The organism is Dyella sp. GSA-30 (assembly GCF_027924605.1).
GTDB lineage: Bacteria > Pseudomonadota > Gammaproteobacteria > Xanthomonadales > Rhodanobacteraceae > GSA-30.
Genome location: NZ_AP027042.1, coordinates 3,267,124 through 3,288,184 on the forward strand (window position 1 = coordinate 3,267,124; position 21,061 = coordinate 3,288,184).

General features: G+C 61.4%; 23 protein-coding genes. 18 read left to right on the forward strand and 5 right to left on the reverse strand.

The genetic code is table 11. From position 1 onward, the window contains the following. Positions 1-120: 120 nt before the first annotated feature. From QMG46_RS14365 to QMG46_RS14395, 7 genes are all read left to right on the forward strand, one after another. Positions 121-654, forward strand: a complete 534-nt coding sequence (locus tag QMG46_RS14365; protein ID WP_281848508.1) for a ZrgA family zinc uptake protein — start codon at positions 121-123, stop codon at positions 652-654. 17 nt (positions 655-671) lie between these two features. Beyond that, positions 672-1,361 (forward strand): ABC transporter ATP-binding protein, encoded by a 690-nt coding sequence (locus QMG46_RS14370; RefSeq protein WP_281848509.1) that lies wholly within the window; start codon positions 672-674, stop codon positions 1,359-1,361. Beyond that, positions 1,358-2,620 (forward strand): ABC transporter permease, encoded by a 1,263-nt coding sequence (locus QMG46_RS14375; RefSeq protein ID WP_281848511.1) that lies wholly within the window; start codon positions 1,358-1,360, stop codon positions 2,618-2,620. Before QMG46_RS14370 ends, QMG46_RS14375 begins: the two co-directional genes overlap by 4 nt. Next, positions 2,617-3,333, forward strand: a complete 717-nt coding sequence (locus tag QMG46_RS14380; RefSeq protein ID WP_281848512.1) for a DUF3299 domain-containing protein — start codon at positions 2,617-2,619, stop codon at positions 3,331-3,333. The genes QMG46_RS14375 and QMG46_RS14380 overlap by 4 nt, the downstream gene beginning before the upstream one ends. 45 nt (positions 3,334-3,378) lie before the next feature. Continuing rightward, positions 3,379-4,647 carry a GTP-binding protein gene (locus QMG46_RS14385; protein ID WP_281848513.1) on the forward strand — a complete coding sequence of 423 codons (1,269 nt, stop codon included), beginning with the start codon at positions 3,379-3,381 and terminating at the stop codon, positions 4,645-4,647. Between the two features lie 6 nt (positions 4,648-4,653). Then, positions 4,654-5,409, forward strand: coding sequence for a hypothetical protein (locus QMG46_RS14390; protein WP_281848515.1), 756 nt, complete (start codon positions 4,654-4,656; stop codon positions 5,407-5,409). Between the two features lie 187 nt (positions 5,410-5,596). Next, positions 5,597-6,472, forward strand: a complete 876-nt coding sequence (locus QMG46_RS14395) for a fumarylacetoacetate hydrolase family protein (protein ID WP_281848516.1) — start codon at positions 5,597-5,599, stop codon at positions 6,470-6,472. Here the strand turns inward: QMG46_RS14395 and QMG46_RS14400 are convergent. Next, positions 6,469-6,864 (reverse strand): response regulator, encoded by a 396-nt coding sequence (locus QMG46_RS14400; protein ID WP_281848517.1) that lies wholly within the window; start codon positions 6,862-6,864, stop codon positions 6,469-6,471. The two genes, QMG46_RS14395 and QMG46_RS14400, sit on opposite strands and share 4 nt — an antisense overlap. 159 nt (positions 6,865-7,023) lie before the next feature. On the opposite strand from QMG46_RS14400, the gene QMG46_RS14405 reads away from it, so the two are divergent. From QMG46_RS14405 to cysI, 6 genes are all read left to right on the forward strand, one after another. Then, positions 7,024-7,401 carry a response regulator gene (locus QMG46_RS14405; RefSeq protein ID WP_281848518.1) on the forward strand — a complete coding sequence of 126 codons (378 nt, stop codon included), beginning with the start codon at positions 7,024-7,026 and terminating at the stop codon, positions 7,399-7,401. Further along, positions 7,401-8,966, forward strand: coding sequence for a PAS domain S-box protein (locus QMG46_RS14410; RefSeq protein WP_281848519.1), 1,566 nt, complete (start codon positions 7,401-7,403; stop codon positions 8,964-8,966). The genes QMG46_RS14405 and QMG46_RS14410 overlap by 1 nt, the downstream gene beginning before the upstream one ends. 139 nt (positions 8,967-9,105) lie before the next feature. After that, positions 9,106-9,282, forward strand: coding sequence for a hypothetical protein (locus tag QMG46_RS14415; RefSeq protein ID WP_281848520.1), 177 nt, complete (start codon positions 9,106-9,108; stop codon positions 9,280-9,282). Between the two features lie 77 nt (positions 9,283-9,359). Beyond that, positions 9,360-9,623, forward strand: a complete 264-nt coding sequence (locus tag QMG46_RS14420; RefSeq protein ID WP_281848521.1) for a hypothetical protein — start codon at positions 9,360-9,362, stop codon at positions 9,621-9,623. A 170-nt stretch (positions 9,624-9,793) separates the two neighbouring features. After that, positions 9,794-11,596: an assimilatory sulfite reductase (NADPH) flavoprotein subunit gene (locus QMG46_RS14425; RefSeq protein WP_281848522.1), complete on the forward strand. Its 1,803-nt coding sequence runs from the start codon at positions 9,794-9,796 to the stop codon at positions 11,594-11,596. Between the two features lie 127 nt (positions 11,597-11,723). Beyond that, entirely contained in the window at positions 11,724-13,394 is a 1,671-nt protein-coding gene (gene cysI / locus QMG46_RS14430) for an assimilatory sulfite reductase (NADPH) hemoprotein subunit (protein ID WP_281848523.1), read from the forward strand. Between the two features lie 7 nt (positions 13,395-13,401). Here the strand turns inward: cysI and QMG46_RS14435 are convergent, their stop codons facing one another. Further along, positions 13,402-14,403 (reverse strand): LysR substrate-binding domain-containing protein, encoded by a 1,002-nt coding sequence (locus QMG46_RS14435; RefSeq protein WP_281848524.1) that lies wholly within the window; start codon positions 14,401-14,403, stop codon positions 13,402-13,404. Positions 14,404-14,697: 294 nt separating this feature from the next. Between QMG46_RS14435 and cysG the strand changes: the two genes are divergently transcribed. The 3 genes from cysG to QMG46_RS14450 all read left to right on the forward strand — a co-directional run bounded on the left by cysG (position 14,698) and on the right by QMG46_RS14450 (position 17,444). Further along, positions 14,698-16,152, forward strand: coding sequence for a siroheme synthase CysG (cysG, locus tag QMG46_RS14440; RefSeq protein ID WP_281848525.1), 1,455 nt, complete (start codon positions 14,698-14,700; stop codon positions 16,150-16,152). Between the two features lie 37 nt (positions 16,153-16,189). Continuing rightward, a complete protein-coding gene (gene cysK, locus QMG46_RS14445; protein ID WP_281848526.1) occupies positions 16,190-17,128 on the forward strand; it encodes a cysteine synthase A in 939 nt (312 codons plus the stop codon). A 136-nt stretch (positions 17,129-17,264) separates the two neighbouring features. Continuing rightward, on the forward strand, positions 17,265-17,444 hold the full coding sequence (locus QMG46_RS14450; protein ID WP_281848527.1) for a hypothetical protein: 180 nt from the start codon (positions 17,265-17,267) through the stop codon (positions 17,442-17,444). A gap of 52 nt (positions 17,445-17,496) precedes the next feature. Here the strand turns inward: QMG46_RS14450 and QMG46_RS14455 are convergent, their stop codons facing one another. Both QMG46_RS14455 and QMG46_RS14460 read right to left on the reverse strand, forming a co-directional pair. Then, the gene (locus QMG46_RS14455) at positions 17,497-18,108 is read right to left on the reverse strand and encodes an alpha-ketoglutarate-dependent dioxygenase AlkB (RefSeq protein ID WP_281848528.1); all 612 of its coding nucleotides are present in this window, start codon (positions 18,106-18,108) and stop codon (positions 17,497-17,499) included. Between the two features lie 92 nt (positions 18,109-18,200). Then, entirely contained in the window at positions 18,201-18,353 is a 153-nt protein-coding gene (locus tag QMG46_RS14460; protein ID WP_281848530.1) for a hypothetical protein, read from the reverse strand. Positions 18,354-18,521: 168 nt separating this feature from the next. On the opposite strand from QMG46_RS14460, the gene QMG46_RS14465 reads away from it, so the two are divergent. Both QMG46_RS14465 and QMG46_RS14470 read left to right on the forward strand, forming a co-directional pair. Further along, the gene (locus QMG46_RS14465; protein WP_281848531.1) at positions 18,522-19,754 is read left to right on the forward strand and encodes an FAD-dependent oxidoreductase; all 1,233 of its coding nucleotides are present in this window, start codon (positions 18,522-18,524) and stop codon (positions 19,752-19,754) included. Positions 19,755-19,809: 55 nt separating this feature from the next. Continuing rightward, complete coding sequence (locus QMG46_RS14470; protein WP_281848532.1) at positions 19,810-20,076, forward strand: hypothetical protein; 267 nt, start codon at positions 19,810-19,812, stop codon at positions 20,074-20,076. 67 nt (positions 20,077-20,143) lie between these two features. Here QMG46_RS14470 and QMG46_RS14475 read toward each other — a convergent pair whose 3' ends face one another. After that, positions 20,144-20,992: a LysR family transcriptional regulator gene (locus tag QMG46_RS14475; RefSeq protein WP_281848533.1), complete on the reverse strand. Its 849-nt coding sequence runs from the start codon at positions 20,990-20,992 to the stop codon at positions 20,144-20,146. Between the last annotated feature and the right edge of the window lie 69 nt (positions 20,993-21,061).

Here is a 21,061-nt window from a genome sequence, read left to right on the forward strand (position 1 = left end):
CAAACGCCCAAGATTTCATGACAGTGCCGGCTACGACCCCTGCCAGAAGTCGTGTGTCCTCGGGTGCCGTTGCGGCCTATGATCGTTATGTTATAACGTTACTTATTAGCCGGAGCCGCCATGAAACTTGTCCTGTCGCTAACCGTCGGTCTGGTGCTGGCATCGGCCCTGGTGCCAGCTCCTGCCCAGACGGTGCGCCAGCAAGAAGCCCATGTGCACGGCACGACGACGGTGGATGTCGGGCTGGACGCGACGGTGCTGCAAGTCGTGCTGGATGCCCCAGCCATCAACATGCTCGGTTTCGAACACCCGCCGCACGATGGGCAGCAGAGCAAGCAGGTGGCCGATGTTCTCGCCGCCATGCGCGATCCAGCGCCCTGGTTGATTCCGGCGAGCGCGGCTGCCTGCGTGCTGACCCATAGCAGCGTGCAGGCGCGCGGGCTCGATCCAGCCGTGGTCACGCAAGGTCATGCGGATATCGATGCACGCTACGACTATCGCTGCACCCAGCCGGATCGGCTGGACCATATCGATATCCACCTGGCCGATCGTTACCCCGCGACGCATCGCCTTGTGGTCAATATCGTGTTGCCGCAAAAACAGGATCGGCAAGAGCTGGGGCAGGGCGAATACCGCGTGATGTTGGCACCGTGATTCCGTGGGGTGACGCGATGTTGCTGAGTTGCCTCGATCTGCGCTTTGGCTGGGACAAGAGCGATGTCATTGCCTTGTCGCGCTTCGAGGTCGCGCGCGGCGAGCGCGTTTTCGTCTGCGGTCCGAGCGGCAGTGGCAAAAGTACGTTGCTCAGTCTGCTGGCCGGAATTGCCGTACCGCGCGCAGGCCACGTGCGCGTCGAAGATACGGTGTTGTCCAGCTTGCCGGCTGCGGCACGCGATCGGTTTCGCGCCGATCATATCGGTTACATCTTTCAACAATTCAATCTGCTGCCGTATCTGGGCGTGCTCGACAACGTATTGCTGAGCTGCGCATTTTCGCCGCGACGCGAACAGCGTGCCGGCGGGCACGTGACCGCTCGCCTGGAAGCCATGCGTCTGCTCGCGGCGTTGGGCCTGGATGAAACGAGCCTGCGCAAACGCCGGGTGACCGAGCTGAGTGTGGGACAGCAGCAACGCGTCGCCGCCGCGCGTGCCTTGATCGGCAGTCCGGAGCTGATCATCGCCGACGAACCTACCTCGGCCCTGGACACCGATGCGCGCGATATCTTTCTTCGCCTGCTGCTCGCTGAATGCGAACGCGCCAGTAGCAGTCTGGTGTTCGTCAGTCACGACATGGCGCTCGCCCGCCATTTCGATCGGGTGATCAAGTTGAGCGCCCGCGCCATGCAACGGGAGCCGGCATGATGAGAGCCTTGGGCCTTGCGCTACGTAGTTTGCGGCAGCGGCGTGTCGCCGCGGTGCTTACGGTGGTCACTATCGCCTTGAGCGTATGGCTGCTACTGGGTGTCGAGCGATTGCGCCAGGATGCGCGCAGCAGTTTTGCCAGCACCGTATCGCGTACCGACTTGATCGTGGGCGCGCGTTCGGGGCCGGTGAACCTGTTGTTGTACTCGGTGTTCCATCTGGGCGATGCCACCAACAACGTGTCCTGGCAGAGCTACAAGGAAATCGCCGCGCTGCCCGAGGTTCGCTGGACCGTACCGATTTCCCTGGGCGATTCGCACCGCGGCTTTCGTGTCATGGGGACCACGGCGGAGTTTTTTCAACGCTATCGGTATGGCAGTGATCATGAGCTCGCGTTCGAGCAAGGCCACGCCTTTGGCGATCTTTACGATGCGGTCATCGGCGCTCAGGTAGCGCGCCAGTTGAATTACCACGTTGGGCAATCGCTGGTGATCGCTCACGGCTTCGGCGGGATGCGGCAGATGCTGCATGCCGATAAGCCCTTTCGCGTGGCTGGCGTGCTCGCGCCGACCGGTACACCGGTCGATGCGAGCGTCATCGTGAGCCTGCAGGCCATCGAAGCGATTCACGTCGACTGGCAGTCGGGCATGCGTCTTCCGGGGCAGGCGGTCAGCGCGGATCAGGCGCGTGGCATGGACCTGACGCCGACGTCGATCACGGCATTCCTGGTCGGACTCAACTCACGGCTTTCGTCGTTCGCGGTACAACGCGCGGTCAACGAATACACCCAGGAACCCTTGCAGGCGATCTTGCCCGGCGTCGCGCTCAGCCAGCTCTGGGGCCTCGTCGGTGCTGCCGAGGGCGCATTGCGTGCGATCAGTGCGATGGTCGTGCTGGTCGGCTTGTGCGGCATGCTGACCGCACTGTTGACGACGCTCAACGAACGTCGACGGGAAATGGCGATCCTGCGTGCGGTCGGCGCTTCGGCAAGAACGGTATTTCTGCTGCTGGTGCTCGAAGCAGGGCTGCTTGCAGTGGCGGGAATTGTGCTGGGTGTGGCGCTCATGTACGTAACGCTGTTCGTCCTGCACGGTTTTCTTGCCGCTCAACTCGGACTCAACCTGAGCCTTGGGTTTCCTGGCGCCAACGAATGGCTGTTGATCGCTGCCGTGATCGCCGCGGCACTGCTTGCCGGTTGCCTCCCTGCGTGGATTGCCTATCGCCGTTCGCTTGCCGACGGTTTGCAGGTGCACTTGTGAGGAAGCTTGTTCTCATTGCGATCGTTGCGCTGGTCGGATGTGCCCGCCAGTCCGGCGACGAAGCAGGTCCCGCTACTGCGGGAACCAGTGCGCAAGCGATATTGGCGCGTGCCGAAGCGAGCGCGCAAGCCGGCCGCCAGCAGCGTGCCAAGGCCATCGCCGATGGCACGCTGGCAGCACAGGCGGTGGCTGCCTCGCGAGGCATCGAGCCGTCTGATGGGCTGGCTCCAGGCACGCTTGGCGATGCGGATGACGACGGTTACGCCGAGCTGGAATGGACACGGATGATGCCCAAGGAAGACTACGACCAGCTGCAGCATGCGCCGCCGGTCGTGCATATCGGCAACAAGCAGGGCAAGCAGATCGGCACGTTGCACACGATCCCCGCACTGGCTGGTCGAAAGGTTCGGCTGTCCGGCTATGTCGTGCCGCTCGCTTCGGACGATCAGAACCGCATGACCGAGTTCTTTTTCGTGCCGTTCTATGGCGCCTGCATCCACGTGCCGCCACCGCCGCCGAACATGATGGTGCACGTAGTGCTCGCACATGGCATCGATCCGCCGCAGCTATGGGACCCGTATTGGCTGCGCGGCGTGCTGCGTATCGAGACCACCAGCAACAGCATGGCCGCATCTGCCTATGACATGCAGCAGGCGGCCTTGCTTCCCTATAACGAAGATCACGCCAAGGATCTGCGCCACGCGTTCGAGTGATATGTGCGCGCTGTTCCGTCCACCCTGCCCAACAGGTCAACGATCATGTCCGACCGCCTTCCCGTTACCGTACTTTCCGGCTTTTTAGGTGCCGGCAAGACGACGCTCTTGAACCATTTGCTGCTCAACCGCGAAGGGCGTCGCCTCGCGGTGATCGTCAACGATATGAGCGAGGTCAATATCGACGCGGACCTGGTGCGCGAGAGCGGCTTTACGCTGACGCGCACCGACGAGCGCCTGGTCGAGTTCAGCAACGGCTGCATCTGCTGTACCTTGCGGGACGATCTGATGCGAGAGGTACGACGGCTCGCCGAAGAAGGCAGTTTCGACTATCTGCTGATTGAATCGACCGGCATATCCGAGCCGATGCCGGTCGCTGCAACGTTCCATGTTCGCGACGAGGCCGGTTTCAGCCTTTCTGACGTGGCGCGGCTGGACACCATGGTCACGGTGGTGGACGGCCGCAGCTTCGTCAACGATTTCTGTTCCAGTGACATGCTGGTGGCGCGCGGCGAAACGGCAGGCGAGGACGATCAGCGTGCGCTGGTGCATTTGTTGACCGACCAGATCGAGTTTGCCGATGTCATCGTGATCAACAAATGCGACACCTTGGGCGAGGCACCGTTGGCACAGCTTCGTCGCTTGTTACGCGCGCTCAACCGCAACGCGCGTTTGATCGAGGCCGAGTATGGCCGCGTACCGCTCGACAGCGTGCTCGATACCCACGCATTCGATCACGAGCAAGCCAAGCTCGCGCCCGGTTGGGTACAGGAGCTGATGGGGCAGCATCTGCCGGAAACGGAGGCGTATGGCATCACCAGTTTCGTCTATACGAGCCGGCGTCCCTTTCACCCGGCACGTTTGCAGGATCTGCTCACGGGGGGCATTCCGGGCGTGCTGCGCGCCAAGGGCTTTTTCTGGTTGGCCAGCCGCATGGATTGGGTTGGCGAACTGATCGTTGCCGGTGGCGCTACCGAAACCAAACCCGCAGGGCTTTGGTGGGCAAGCCGGCATCGAAGCCGCCGCACCGGACAGCCGTTCAGCACGGCGGATATCGGCGTGCCGCCGCCGGGGCCGGCCGAGCTAGCCGATGCCGAACAACGCGAGGCGCTGCGTGCCACCTGGGATCCAACTTACGGCGATCGCCGTCAGGAATTGGTGCTGATCGGCATCGACCTGCCCGAGAGCGAGATCCGTGCGGCACTCAACCGCTGTCTGTTACGCGATCATGAGCTGATGGTCGGGCCGTTGGCCTGGTCGATGTTGCTCGATCCCTTTCCGCATTGGGAATTGCCTGCACGGCGTGCTTCGTAGCCCACGATGAGGAGGCGCTGGCTGTTCGGTGGCCTCGTCCTGGCGGCAGTGCTGGCGGGCATGGCCTGGTGGCGGGCAGAGCGGGGGCCGGATGTCCATCAGACGCTTGTCGTTGTTCGGACCGAACAGCACCGTGTCGATGCCGGGGCATGGTTGTCGCCAGATAACCGCGGCACCGCCGCTCGGCAACTCGATGCGCATGACGGTTTCGAACGCGACCTGCTGTTCCTGTTCAATAGCAGCCTCTACGGTAGATGCCATCCCGAGCACGCGCATGACATCGGGCGAATGGCGGTTGCGGCACGCTTGCCTGTGCTCGATGCCATGGCACCGCTCTGGCATCGGGATCCATCGTTGCGTGATGAGCTCTACCGCATGATCCGGTCGGTCGTTGCCGCAGCCGACTGCGATCGGCCGTTGTCGCTGGTCATAGGAAACTATGCGACCACGCTGCAGCCGGCGCGTTACGCGGCATTCTTTCCCGATAGTTATTTCGATCCGGGTCTTTCCGCGCCGCCTGATGAATTTGCCGGTCGGAGCCTGGCAGAGCGTGTGGCTGATTCCTGTACTGCGGTCGGTTATGCGGTTTTACCCCTAGGTGGCGATCGGTCCTGGGTATGCTTGGGCGCCAGAGCTTCCATGCGTCGTCACGTGATTGCCGATCTGTGCGGTTCGATCTCTGGTCGAGCGACGCCCGATGCACCTGCTTTGGCTCGGTTGATCGATACATCATTGCAGGTTTTGCCACCTGCTTGTCGTTAATGCACGCTTCGCATCGCTTCTTGCGCCCCCTCACCCCAACCCTCTCCCCTGGCTTTGCCCGGGGAGAGGGTTGGGGTGAGGGGGCTCTTGTGTTCGATAGCGCCACGCCGAATAACCCGCGATCAGGGATGATTGATTTTTTCCCACAGGCGAGCGACCTTGCCCAGATAGAGCCGGGAGGCACGCGATGAAACTGGTGACATGCGAACACGACGAGCAGGTATGGGTTGCCGAATGGAATCCTGAGCAAAAGACCGTTCGTCCTCTGCGCTTCGCCGATGGCGAACCCGTGCATAGCATGATCGGTCTGATCCAGGCGCATCTGGCAGGTCACGATCATTGGCAACGTGGCGAAGAGATCGCAGTCGGGCAGGTCGCACTACTTGCGCCGATTCCTCGCCCCGCAAGAAATATCTTTTGCGTAGGCAAGAATTATCGCGCCCACGCCGAAGAGTTCACGCGCAGCGGTTTCGATGCCGGCCAGCAAGCGAGCGATGCCATTCCCACGGCGCCGATATTTTTCACCAAGCCACCCGAAACCGTCATTGCCCATGGCGAGGCCATCTGGGATGCCCAGGGCGTCACCGACGCGCTGGACTACGAAGCCGAGCTGGCGGTGGTGATCGGCCAGGGTGGCCGAGGTATCCGTAAAGCCGATGCGATGAAGCATGTTTTCGGCTACACGATCATTAACGACGTTACCGCACGTGACTGGCAGAAGCGCCACCAGCAGTGGTTTCTCGGCAAATCTTTCGACACGTTCGCGCCGATGGGGCCAGCACTGGTTACGGCCGATGAGATTGACGGGCAAAGCCTCGACCTGCGTTGCTACGTCAATGGGCAACTACGGCAGAGTGCGAATACGCGCGATCTGATTTTCGATATCCCGACACTTATCGATACCCTGTCTGCTGGCATCACGCTATATCCGGGTGACGTCATTGCGACAGGCACGCCAGAGGGTGTTGGTGTGGGTTTCAAGCCACCCCGGTTTCTGCATCGTGGCGACGTGGTGCGGATCGAGATCGAAGGTATCGGGATACTGGAGAATCCGGTCGGCTAGGTGTTGGCCGCTGATGCCATCGGCTGTCTGACCATCGCACGCGCAGATTCCAGCGCCTCGATCAGGCTCTTGCGACCATAGGGTTTCATCAGGAACAGCGCGCGCTCCAATTGGCCGCGTCGGCCTGAGAACGCTTCCGGGTCGCCGGAAACGATGATGAAAGACCCAGTCCAGCCTTTGGCGGCGATCGCTTCGGCGACACGCATGCCATCTACGCCGTTACCAAGATTGACATCGGCCAGCACAACATCGATGTCGTCGTTTTCGGCAATCAGCTGCATCGCCGTCGCTGACGTTTGAGCAACATGATGCGGGTAGCCGTAGGCATTGAGCATTGCCGTAGTGACGTCCAGGATGGTCAGTTCATCGTCGATAACAAGGATCGAACTCATGGGCGGGTATCCGGGATAAACGTCAGTGACTTAATCTACATTGACGAGATATTCATGATGATTTTGTGAAGCGCCTGTTGCCCTTGAAGCCTCGGCCATCACAAGCTCATCACCCTGCCTGCGTTGCACTCCTAATGTAATCAGCGCGTTGAGGTAAACGTGGAAACCGTTTTATTGGTCGAAGACGATATCGACGTCATGGACGTCACGAGCCTGCTGCTTGAGGACGCTGGATATGTCGTGCTGCAGGCAAAGAATGCGAGCCAGGCTTTGCGTCTGGCCGAAGAGCATCCGGACATCGGCGCGGTGTTTACGGACGTGAACCTGCGTGATGGGTTGAATGGTATTGAACTGGCCTATGAATTGCGGGCCAGGGGGAATTGGGCATCGGTGGTGGTGGTATCGGGCGATCTGGGTTGGGCCGATACACCGCTCAAGGAAGACATGCGGTTTCTTTCCAAGCCTTACGGCCGCAAGACGCTACTGGCCGTCGTTCACGAGGCGTGTGCGCGAACGCTAACCCATCAGAGACTGTGATGGCCCCTATCGATGACAACCTGTTGAGGTTGCTACCAGGCTCGGACCTGCAAACGGAGCCTGGCGGTGGTTTGTCGAGCGCCGGCTATGAGTTGCTGGTGCAGTCGGTGGTCGACTATGCGATTTACATGCTGGATCCGAACGGATTCATCACCAGTTGGAACAATGGCGCGCGTCAGATCAAGGGCTACGAAGCGTCGGAAGTGCTTGGCAGGCATTTTTCGATGTTCTATACCGAGGAAGACCGGTTGTACGGCGCTCCTGCCAAGGCACTGTTGATAGCCAGGGAGACCGGGCGATTCAACGGCGAGGCATGGCGTGTTCGCCGGGACGGCAGCAACTTTCGCGCACTGGTGGCGATCGATGCGATTCGCGATCCAGAGGGCGAACTGATCGGTTTTGCCAAGATAACCCGCGATGTCACCGAACGCTGGGAAGCGCAGGCCCAATTGGAAGAAAGCGAGCGACGCTATCGGCTTTTTGTCGAGGGTGTGCCGGGCCATGCGCTGTGCATGCTCGACAACGACGGGCGCATCCGCGACTGGAACCCGGGTGTCAAACGCCTTACCGGCTATGACGCCAAGGATATTATGGGCGCGTCGCTGACGATGCTTTTCCCGCCCGATGAACTGTCCCGTACGGATATCGACCGGGCGCTGAGCACCGCCGCGACCGTCGGAAACTACGAGGCGGATCATTGGAACGTGCGTAAAGATGGCTCCCGCTTCCTGGCCCACGTACATTTGCGGTCATTGCGCGATGAGGTGGGGGTGTTGCACGGCTGTGCCTGCATCATGCAGGACATCAGCGAACAGCGTGCTACTGAAACGGAGCTGGAGGAAACACGAGCGCAACTGTTTCAAGCACAGAAACTGGACGCGCTAGGCCAGCTCACGGGCGGCGTCGCGCACGATTTCAACAATATTCTGCAGGCGCTTACCAGCGGCCTGGATATTGCGCAGATGCGCCTTCAACGCGGGCAAACCGACGCTGCCAGCGAGCAGATCGACAAGGCTATGCGTTCGATAGAGCGTGCGATGCACCTTACGCGTAGGCTGTTGGCTTTTGCGCGTCGCCAGCCGCTGATGCCCAGCTGTGTGGATGTCGGCCAACTCGTGCAATCGATGACGGAGCTGCTCGAGCGGACAGTTGGCAAGCGTGTCCAGATCGCGATCCAGTTGGCGGACGTGCCGCTTTATGTCATGTGCGATGGCAACCAGCTCGAAACGGCCCTGCTCAACCTTGCCATCAATGGCCGGGATGCCATGCCCGATGGCGGTACCCTGCGGATATCGACCGAACTGGACAGGAGCGGCGCCAAGGGGCAGGCTTATGTCATGCTGGTGGTCGAGGACAACGGTATCGGCATGTCCCGTGAGATGGCTGCGCGGGCCTTCGATCCGTTTTTCACCACCAAACCGCAGGGGCAGGGCACGGGGCTGGGGCTTTCGATCATCCATGGCTTTGTGAAACAGTCTCAAGGTGTGGTAAGACTCCGGTCCAGGCTGGGGATAGGGACGCGCGTGGAGTTGTGTCTGCCCAGTTGCAAGCCAACCGAATCGTGAGTTTGACGTTTTTAGAAAGGCGTTTTGTAGAAGAGCTTGTTGATGGTCACTGCGCATCGATTTTCAGCGCATGGGGTCAGGGTGTAACGCAGTCGCAGCTTCCTACTGCGATGACGTGCAACCTACCGGAGGATTGGAAATGAGCGATCAGAAACGCAATACGGGCGGAATGAACGATCAGCGGCAACAGAAAAACGCCCAGCCGCATCAGGATAAACAGCACAGCAAGAACGCTGGCCCGCGTGACAACCAGCCGCAGCCGCAGCCGCAGCAGGGGCGTCCTAGCGACCAGAGTGAGAAGAATCGGGGTCAATGATCTCGTTTAGCGGCGCCGCGGCCGATAACAGTCGCGGCGCCTCCGCGTATGTTGCGCACGTACCACAGGAGAACTTCATGAATCGTCTTACCCTTTGTATCGTGACCGCAGGTGTCGCTCTGGCTCTGGGTGGTTGCCAGAAGCACGATAGCGACCAGGTGCAACCGGGAGCCGGTCAATCATCCACGGCAGCGACACCGCCGGCGGCTGCCCCGACCTCTTCGACCACCGCCATGACGCCCGCTGCACCGGCAAGCACGCCGGCACCGGCAGCAGCCCCGGCAGCGGCCAGCACCGCCGCTGGCGCCGCTCCGGCTTCGTCGGGTACGGCCGGACACTGAGCAGACCGTTTAGCCGCAGTGCGTCCGCGCACTGCGGCTAACTGTCGGCGGCCACCCATGTCGGCACATGAAGGGCATGCATAAGCTCATGCCCAGATGTCCTTTTACCTGTTTCCCATGCCAGCGGTACTTTGTGACGTGAAGCCGTAAAGACGTCCAAAGGTGGCAAAGTGAACGCGGTTCCCTGGCCCGATCCGGCCACATCGATCCTCGACGAAGACAAGCGGGCCCTGTTGTATGAGCTCGTCATCGGCCTGAGCCCGGCTCAGCTCTACGCTGTCGCTGCCTACAGCGCCAGCCTGGCAGAACAGCGGCCGGGGACGGCACGCAGCCTGGCGGTAGTCGCGCCGACGAGCAAACCTGTTATTACCGTGCTTTATGGCAGCCAGACCGGCAACGCGCGGAGGCAGGCGGAGCAGTTGGTGCGCAGGTTCGAGGGCGAGGGCCTGCATGCGCGACTCGTTCGTGCCGATGCCTACCCGCAGCGCGAGCTCGCCCAGGAACGTCACCTTTATGTCGTCATAAGCACGCAAGGCGACGGCGAGCCGCCGGATGATGCGCGGGCCTTGTTCGAGTTCCTTTTCAGCAAGCGCGCACCGAAGCTGCCCCAGCTGGCCTTTGCCGTACTCGGACTGGGCGATTCGAGCTACCCGCAGTTCTGCGTGATCGGGCGGCAGCTCGATGCGCGACTGGCCGAATTGGGTGGGCATCGCCTCGTAGCAGCAGGTGAGGCGGATCTGGATATCGAGACCATCGCCGACCCCTGGTCGGACAGCGTTGTCGCGCTGACACGGGAGAGTCTGGGTCCTGCCGCTCAGGCGCCGGCCACCGTACGGGCTGTGCCCCGGGCGGCGCCCACGCAGCATTCGCGCGACAACCCGTTCATGGCGACCGTATTGGCCAACCAACGGATCGTGGCGCGCGACAGCGAGCGGGAAGTGCGCCATGTCGAGATTTCGCTGGCAGGGTCCGGTCTGCAGTATCTGCCGGGCGACTCACTGGGTATCTGGCCGGTTCATTCGCCGGCCCAGGTGACTCAGTGGCTGGAAACCTTGGGCCTGGACGGCGACGCCGAAGCCACCCGGGCGGGCCGTAGCCTGCCGCTGTCGCAATGGCTGGCGACCGAGCTCGAATTGACCCGGCCGAGCCGGCCATTCGTGGCGGCGCTCGCCGCGGGTGACGACACGCTCGCGCAGGTGCTCAAACCGGAACACAGCGCAGCGTTGAGCGCACTGTTGAGGGCATATCGCCCGATCGACCTGCTGCGTCGCCATCGCCCGTCGTGGAGCGCACAGCAACTGGTCGACGCCCTGCGACCACAATCGCCGCGGCTCTACTCGCTTGCATCGAGTCCGCTGGCCGTGGGCGAGGAGGAGGCGCATCTCACGGTTACCGTGCTCGACTACCTGGCGCATGGCACACAGCACCGCGGTGCCGCTTCCGGCTATCTGGCCGACGGCGGCGAGGATGTGCAGCCGCGGGTCTTTATCGAATCCAACGATCGCTTCCGCCTGCCGGCATCAGGTGAGCGCGACATCATCATGATCGGGCCCGGCACCGGCGTGGCGCCATTTCGTGCCTTCGTCCAGGAACGGCGCGAAACGGCCTCTGTCGGGCGCAACTGGTTGTTCTTCGGCAACCGGTATTTCCAGCGCGATTTCCTCTATCAAACCGAGTGGCAGGCGGAGCTCAAGCGCGGGACGCTGCACAGACTCGATCTTGCCTTCTCGCGAGACCAGGCCGAAAAGATTTACGTGCAGCATCGATTGCGCGAGCAAGGGCGGGTCGTCTATGCCTGGTTGAGCGAAGGAGCGCATCTGTATGTGTGCGGCGATGCCGAGGCGATGGCCAAGGACGTTCATGCTGCGCTGATCGATATTGCCGTTGCGCATGGCGGCCATAGCCGGGAGCGGGCGCAAGCGTGGCTCGACGAACTCTTGCAGCAGGGGCGCTATGCGCGTGATGTGTATTGATGGGAAGACGGGACGGTCGCGACTGAAGTCGCTCCTACAAGATAGCGAGGCTTTCGCAAGTTTGTAGGAGCGACTTCAGTCGCGACCGCAGCGTCCCACGATAACCGGCTTTCCGAGATATCCCGATATGAGCAGCTACCCATCCGACTTCGAGCGCGTCAAAGGCGAAAGCCGCAATCTGCGCGGCACGATCGCCGAAAGCCTGCGCGATCCGGTCACCGGCGCTATCGCCGACGACGACACCAAGCTAATCAAGTTTCACGGCAGCTACCAGCAGGACGACCGCGATCTTCGCGAGGAACGTCGTCGCCAGAAACTGGAACCCGCCTACAGTTTCATGCTGCGCGCCCGTTTGCCGGGTGGTGTGGTGACGCCAGCCCAATGGCTGACCTTCGATGCGCTGGCGCGCGACTACGCCAATGGGAGCCTGCGCATCACCAGTCGGCAGACGTTTCAGTGGCACGGCATCATCAAGCGCAACCTCAAGGCCACGATCGCCGCGATCGATCGCGCGATGGCCACCACGATCGCGGCATGTGGCGATATCGCACGTAATGTCGTCAGCACCGCGCAGCCGATCGAGCCTGCCGCCCATACATTGGCTTATAGCTGGGCTGCACGCTTGTCCGAGCATCTGGAGCCGAAGACGCGCGCCTATCATGAGATCTGGCTGGATGGCGAACCGCTGCAAGGGCCGGTCGAACACGAACCGCTGTATGGCCCGACCTATCTGCCGCGCAAGTTCAAGATCGGCATCGCCATCCCGCCGCTCAACGATGTGGACGTGTTTTCGCAAGATTTGGGCATCATCGCGATCATCGAGCACGGCGAGCTGCTTGGTTTCAATATCGCCATTGGCGGCGGCATGGGGGCCACGCATGGCGACCCGAGCACCTATCCGCGCCTGGGTGATGTGATCGGTTTCGTCGTACCCGAGCAATTGCTGGCGGTTGCCGAAGCGGTGATCGCCGTACAGCGCGATTGGGGCGATCGTGTGGAGCGCAAGCACGCCCGCCTGAAGTACACCATCGATCATCACGGCTTGCCGGCATTCAAGGCCGAAGTGGAATCGCGTCTTGGCTTCGCCCTTGCACCGACGCGCCCTTATCGGTTCGACCACAATGGCGATCGCTTCGGTTGGGCGCAGGGGCATGACGGGCGCTGGCATCTCACCTTGCATATCGATTCCGGCCGGCTGGCCGATGTCGGCACGCAACGTTGGTTGAGCGGACTGCGCGAGCTGGCACAGATCCATGCCGGCGATTTCCGCCTGACCTGCAATCAGAATCTAATTGTCGCCGGTGTCGCTGCCGATCAGCGCGATCGCATCGATGCGATCGTCGCCGATCATGAGCTGGATACCTATCGACGGCACAGCGCCGTGCGCCTGCATGCCCTGGCCTGTGTGGCCTTGCCGACCTGCGGTCTGGCGATGGCCGAGGCTGAGCGATACCTGCCCGATTTCGTCACGCGCCTGGACGCACTACTCGATCGCTATGCGCTGCGCAACGTGCCGATCCATCTGCGCCTGTCGGGTTGCCCCAATGGCTGTTCGCGCCCCTATCTGGGCGAGATTGCCCTGGTCGGTCGCGCGCCGGGACGTTATGACCTGCGCCTAGGCGCGGATATTCGCGGACAGCGGCTCAATCGAATCTATCGCGTCAACGTCGATGAGGCTGCCATTTTCGATGCGCTCGATCCTTTACTGGCTAACTACGCCAAGGAGCGCAGTGCGCACGAGGATTTCGGCGACTTTCTGCACCGTACTGGCGTGTTGCTCGACGCCGTCGTGGCCTGAACGGATGTCAGGCCGCGGCAACGCCATCATCGGCAAGCTGGCGCTCGCGCCAGTGCGGCACGGCAACGCCTTCGGCGATATGCGTTCCGGCCGCCATCGCGCGCGTGATGTCGCGGCGATCGAGATGCGGCGCGAAGCGCTCGATGAACTCCAGTACATATTCGCGCAGTACGCTTTCCCGTCGCAACACGATCCAGGTGGTGCAGCGGGCGAACAGGTGATCCGCCGGAAGCGCGCGCAAATCGCCGGTATCGCGCGGCAGCAAGGCCATTTCGGCGAGTATGCCGATGCCCAGGCCCGCACGGACATAAGTCTTGATCAAATCGGCATCGCCGGCGGTAATCGCGATCTGTGGCAGCAGGCCGGCGGCATCGAAGGCGCGGCGTAGCGAGGATTCGGGCTTTTGCGACGAGTCGTAGCTGATCAGCGGCTGGGCGGCGAGGTCGTCCAGGCTCAATTCCCGTGGCAGCTTGGCCAGCGCATGCGTATCGGGTGCCAACACCACCCGGTTCCAGCGATAAGCGGGCAGGGCGATACCGGCCGGCGGCGGTGTGCCGGAAGTGCTGACGATGGCCATATCGACCTGACCGCCATCGAGCAGCGCCAGCGCATCGTTTTCGCGACCGGGCTGCAAATGCACGCTGACTTGCGGATAGATGCGGCTGAGCGCAGCGATGGCATCGGTCAGGACAAAGCGCGCCTGCGTATGCGTGGTGGCAATACGCAGATCGCCGCGTGCCTCGTTGCGAAGGTTGGCAGCGATCGAGCGAATATTGGCCGCCTCGGCCAGGATGGTGCGTGCGCGCTCCAGCACGTGCCCACCGGCATGCGTGATGGTTTCCAGGCTTTTGCCCTTGCGGGTGAAGAGCTGAAAACCCAGCTCGTCTTCGAGTTGTTTCAGTTGTTTGCTGAGCCCCGGCTGGGTCGCGTGGACGCGTTCGGCGGCTAGCGTGATGTTCAGGCCGGCATCAGCGATGGCGACCAGAAAGCGGAGTTGAGTAAGAGTCATGAAAAGCTCGCGGCAAAGGATTCGGGACGTGGGTGCGGCCAATGGCTGGGCACATACATCGCCACGCGCCTTTCGGCCTGGCTTGCATGCGCAAACCGGGGCGGGAACCAGCGGGCAGGGCGGAATCGTCTTTCATGAACAGACGTCTATACATCCATTTAATGCTTCAGTCAAATTTTTCCGGGCATCTCATAACGCCGAGCTATATGGCTTTCTTGACAAATCATTTTGATCTACCGGGCCGGCTTTGTAGCTTGCATGGGAGTTCCCAGGCCCAGAGATGCCTCCGCCGTCATGAAGCTTTACCCCCTGTTCGCGGATCTTCGTGGGCGCGCTGTCCTGGTCGTGGGCGGAGGCGTGGTCGCCGAACGCAAGGTGGCCGCTCTGTTGGAGGCGCAAGCGTTGGTTCGCGTTGCGGCACCGGTACTCAGTTCGGTACTGACGGCATGGGCCGATGCCGGGCGCATCGCCGTCAATCGAGGTCGCTTTGTCGACACCTTGATGGACGACGTGTGGCTGGTCATCGCCGCCACCTCGGACAAGACGCTCAACGCCCGCATCGCAGCCCTGGGTGAGACCCGGCGGATCTTCGTCAATGTGGTCGATGACGCGTCGCTGTCCCATTTTCATGTGCCGGCGGTGATCGACCGTTCGCCGGTGACGGTGGCCATCTCCAGCGGCGGCGAGGCGCCCATGCTGGCGCGCTTGCTGCGCGAGCGGCTGGAGGTATGGCTCGACCATGCCTGGGGTCCGTTTGCTGCCTTGCTTGGCCGTACGCGCGATGCGATTCGTGCGCGGTATAGGGATCCAGCGGCGCGCAGGCGATTTTACGAGCGAGTGCTCAGCGGCCCCGTGCTGGATCGTCTTCGCGCGGGGCGCTCCCATGAGGCCGAGCAGTGGATTGACGAAGCACTGAGCGGCCAGCCGCCGTCCGCGGCAGGTGAAGTGATCCTGGTCGGTGCCGGGCCGGGCGATCCGGGCCTGTTGACGCTGCGCGGCCTGCGCGCGCTCAACGAAGCGGATGTCATTCTGCATGATCGATTGGTCAGCGACGAGGTATTGGCACTGGCTCGCCGGGATGCCGAGCGGATCGAGGTCGGCAAGGAGGCTGGCAACCATCACGCGACCCAGGACACCATTCATGCACTGATGCTGCGCCATGCGCGCGAAGGCAAGCGCGTCGTGCGATTGAAAGGCGGCGATCCGTTCGTGTTCGGACGGGGCGGCGAAGAGCTGGAGATGCTGCGCGAACACGGCATCGCCTATCAGGTTGTTCCGGGTATTACCGCGGCACTGGCTTGTGCCGCTTATGCCGGCATTCCCTTGACCCACCGCCACTATGCGTCCTCCGCACGCCTGGTCACCGCGCACAGTCAGTTGTCGAACGATGCGCTCGACTGGCGGGCGCTGGCGCAGGAGCGGCAAACCTTGGCGGTCTATATGGGGGTGAGTGAACTCAAGAACCTTCAGACACGCCTGATCGAGCATGGTCGCGCCGGTCATACGCCTTTTGCGCTAGTGGAAAATGGCTCGCGCAAGGCGCAACGTGTAGTGATCGGTACACTCGATCAGCTCGATCAGCGCGCCCGCGACTATGCGGTACGTTCCCCCGCGCTGCTGATTCTGGGCGAGGTCGCCGCGCTGGCCGAACGTCTGGCCTGGTTTGGCGATGCGCCACTTGGCGCCGAAACAGCCGATTCACCGCGGCGCAACGACACGACGGTAGTATCGTTGGCCGCTCAAGCCTGATTTCTCCCCGCGTTCTTTACGGAAAAGAAGACATCTCATGATCTATGAAAGCATTGTCGACACGATCGGTAATACGCCTATTGTCAAGTTGCATCGCCTGACTCCCAAGCATGTGCAGCTTTACGTCAAGGTCGAGGCCTTCAACCCGGCCGGATCGGTCAAGGATCGCCTGGCGTTGGCGATCATTCTCGATGCGGAAAAAACCGGTGCGCTCAAGCCCGGCCAGACCGTGGTCGAGGCTACCTCGGGCAATACCGGCGTCGCGCTCGCTGCGGTATGCGCTGCGCGCGGCTATCCCTTCGTGGCTGTCATGTCCGAAACTTTTTCGATCGAGCGACGCAAGCTGATCCGCGCTTACGGCGGCAAGGTGGTGCTGACGCCGGCCGCAGCACGCGGTTCGGGCATGGTCAAGAAGGCCGAAGAGCTGGCTGCGGAGCACGGCTGGTTCCTCGCGCGTCAGTTCGAGAATCCGGCCAATCCGGCGTATCACCGCAGCACCACGGCCGCGGAAATTCTGCGCGATTTTGCTGGCCGCCGGCTGGACTACTTCGTCACCGGCTGGGGTACCGGCGGCACGCTGACCGGCGTGGGCGAGGTGTTGAAAGTCGCGCGCCCGGAAGTGCGCATCATTGCCAGCGAGCCTGCCGGTGCTGCGTTGCTGACGGGTAAGGAATGGCAGCCGCACAAGATCCAGGGTTGGACGCCGGACTTCGTGCCCGCCGTGCTCAATCGCAGCGTTGCCGATGCCGTGTTGCCGGTCGACGATGTCGTCGCTCGCGATACGGCCCAGCGTCTGGCCAAGGAGGAGGGCATCTTTGTGGGGCTGTCATCGGGTGCTACCGTGGCTGCGGCCCTGCTGGCGGCCAAGGATGCGCCTGAAGGCTCGGTCCTGCTTGCCATGTTGCCCGACACGGGTGAGCGCTATCTCTCGACCTTCCTGTTCGAAGGCGTGAACGAAGGCAGCGACGAGATTTGACGTCGCGGCGGCACGACGGCGACAACCGTCGTCGTGCGTTGCCGGTGGCAGCGTGCACGTTTCTTTCTCGTCATGATGACCGTTGATGGCCAACACTCGATTCCACAGCAATCGATGTCGGCCACGGAGACAAGTCATGACGAACCCTATACGCGCCCATAACACGGACGCCGATGCCAAGCGTCGGGCGGCAGAGAAGGCCGCCGATGACGGTAAGAAGCAGCACAATGCCGCTCCCGGCAAGCCGAAGAACGCGCCTGAGCGCGTTCCAGGCCAGAACATTCCTGTGGAAAAGCGCGAGCAGCCACAGCGTTAAGCACGGCGCTATGCCGGCTCGACGCATAGGAGACGGAGGTTCTTAAAACCAGTTACTGGCGCCCGCTACCCCATGCGCCATCGGACGGCCGAACACGAAACGCCGCGCTGATGCGCGGCCCTACCGCCTCGCGCGTCTTGGGAATGCCATGGTCGTAGTGGAACTGGCACGTCCAATCCATCGTCAGTACATCGCCTGCGCGTAGATCCAGCACGATACGGCGATGCGGCGCGTGCTTGCCGCGTATCACCATTTGCCGAGTAGCCCCAAGCGACAGCAGTACGATCGGCATGTCAGGGACCAGCTGGGCGACCTTGTCGTTGTGTGGCGCGACGCTATCGTTGCCGTCTCGATAGAGATTCAGACCGATGCTGTTGAAAGGCGCATCTTCGTAACGTCGAACTAGAGCCAGAGCGTCGAGCAAGCAACCCGGCAGTTCCGGATCGTTGAGCGAGCGATGGGCAAGCAGGCGCGGTACGTCCACCTCGCGGTCGTACATGAGGCGTCGATCCGCATGCCAGGCAACGTTCGCGTGCAGCTCGTCAAACCAGCGGGCAGCCGTTGTCGCGTCGACCGCATTGGCGATATGAACGACTCGTCCAGAAGCGTCGTCGATCAGGACCTCGCCCTGTCCCTGCGAGGCAAAAAGCGATAGCTGATTCATCTCATCGGGCGGCGTTGTGCCGACTTTCACAGGGTCTGAGCGAATGAGATTGGGCGGCCGTGGCTGATTTCAATGTACCCGGGCACAGCCCGTCAGGACGACTGTTTGCCAGGCTTCTTTTTGGGGTTGTTCTGCGGTTCGTGCGGCGTTTTTTCGTTAGGCATCCGCTGCCCTTTCTTCGGGGTCGGCTGCGGCTCGGGATAGCCCGACGTACCCGGTGGCTGGCGGGGCTTTTCGTTGCTCATGGACGGTCCTCCTGCCAGACCTTATGTATAAGGCATTGCTTCTGTTTCTGATAACGTCATCATCGCGAGGCGACTGTCAACGAGGCGGCAAAACCCGTGTTGATCGATGGCTGTCCGTGATCGTAGGGTGACGTCGATGTTGTTTCTTGGCTAGTCGAGGTGAATAGCATGCCTGCTTCGATCAAAACCACGTGTTGCATCGCCGGTGGCGGCCCTGCGGGGATGATGCTGGGCTACTTGCTTGCCCGGGGCGGCGTGCAAACCGTCGTACTCGAAAAACATCAGGATTTTTTGCGCGACTTTCGTGGCGATACGGTGCATCCTTCGACGCTGGAAGTCATGCACGAGCTCGGGCTTCTCGATGCCCTTTTGAAGGTGCCGCATCAAAAACTGGAACGCATATCGGGCTGGTTCGGCCCGAACAAGATCGACATCGCGGATTTCACCAACCTGAAAGTCAGGTGTCCGTATATCGCCTTTATGCCGCAGTGGGATTTCCTTAATTTTCTCGCGGCCGAAGGGCGGCGATTTCCGCATCTGCAAGTGTTCATGAAAGCAGAGGCGATGGAGTTGATCCGCGAACAGGGGCGCGTTGTCGGTGTGCGGGCGCAAACGGAGCAGGGGATGACGGAAATCCGTGCCGATCTGACAGTGGCGGCCGATGGGCGTCATTCGCGGCTGCGTGAGTTGGCGGGGCTGGAGTTGCATGACAGAGGCGCGCCGATCGACGTGCTCTGGTTCCGGGTCAAGCGCGATAGCAGTCGATTCGATCAGACCTTCACTCATGTCGGCGAAGGCAAGATCATGATCACGCTGGACCGCGGTGATTATTGGCAATGCGCGTATGTGATTCCCAAAGGCGGTGCCGAGCAGACCCGGCAGCGCGGCCTGGAGGCGTTTCGCGCCGATATTGCCTCGATTGCCGAGGAGCTCGCGCCGCATATGCATGAGATCGAAAGCTGGGACGACGTCAAACTGCTCGAGGTCAAGGTGAACCGGTTGGAGCAGTGGAGCATGCCCGGATTCCTTTGCATTGGCGATGCCGCCCATGCGATGTCACCGGTAGGCGGCGTGGGTGTCAACCTGGCTGTTCAGGACGCAGTGGCCACGGCGAATTTGCTTGGCGAAGCGTTACGACAGGGGCGTCTTACTGATGACGACCTGCTCAAGGTGCAGCACCGTCGATTGTTTCCCACGCGCACGACGCAGGCGTTTCAGGTGGCCGTGCAAAATCGCATTCTCGATCCGGTGCTGAGCGGCAGCAATGCCGAATTGGAACCGCCGCTGCCGCTGCGCCTGCTAAGCCGTCACCGCTGGTTGCGAGGTATGGCGGCGCGTGCGGTGGGCATGGGCGTACGTCCCGAGCATGTGTTGTGGCCAGCCGGGTTGAACCCGAGATAGAGTATTTCTGGTAGCGGATACCGGAAAATGGACTCCAACAAACTAGTGAATTTTTATGGATATGTACGAAAAAGTTGAGATTTGGAGAAGGCGAGAAAAGGACCTCGTGAGGTATGTTTGCCTTAAGTCGCTTGATATGGATAAGTATGCGGTGCTTAAGGCCGATTTTTTTAGGTCGTCGAGCAAGGCTGCTGATTTTGATGATTCTGAAAAGCAATTCATCGATTTGATGATTGAGCAGTCGCCTGCTGAGCGTTGCAGCTGGTTTGATAGCGTTCTAGAGGCGGTGAGTGCGCATGACAAGTATTTTGGAAATGAATGAGGATTTTTTCATCGCGATGCCATGGTTAATTTGAAGTGGGGTTGTTGATTTAAGTAGTGGCGCAACATCACATGTCCTTGGCCGCCGATGTCAGTACAGCCTCCAGCGCGAGCGTGGCCTTCGACACGCTCGCCGGACGATCGATGACATAGTCGAGTTCCCCCAGTTCCGGCAGCACGCCTTCCAGGCGCATCAGGCCCTCAGGAATCACGTAGGCTCCAAACGCGCTCACACCAAGTCCCGCCATTACCGCCGCCTTGAGCACCACGATGCTGCTGCTGACAATAGCGACTCGATACGGCCGGTTGGCCGTCTTGAGCGTTTCGAAAATCCGTGTACGCGTGACACTGGGCTCGGGATGCAGTGCCAACGGCAGCACCGTTTCTTCTCCGGTCAATGGCGAACGCGGCCCGGCGCACCAATAGAGCGGCTCGCTGCGGATCATGCGGCCGCGCTGGCTGCCGCTCAGGCGCTTGGCAAATACCAGGTCGTATCGACCTTCGTCGAGTTCGCGGAACAGGTCGCCGCTCATGCCGGTAGTGATCGCCAGTTCGACACCCGGGTTGCGTTGCACAAAATCCGCCAGTGCAACGGTCAGACCGCTGGACGCAAAATCCTCCGAAAGTCCCAGTCGCACCACACCATCGAGTACCGGGCCGCAGAGTGACGTGACTGCTTCGTCCATCAAATTCAGGATGCGCTCGGCATAGCGATAAAGGGCTTCGCCATGTGCTGACAGGCGCACATTGCGCGTATCGCGCTCGAACAACGGCTGGCCCAGAACATCCTCCAGCCGGCGGATATGTTGGCTGACGGTGGACTGCGAAAGATTCACGCGTTCGGACGCGGTGGTGAAACTGCCATTTTGTGCGACAGCAACAAAACTTCGCAGAAGTTCGGGCGGCAGTGAACGCATCGGATTTGCCTCTGAATGGCTGTCGATAATTTCATAAATACCGTCCGGCGTCAGGTCTACCATGACGCC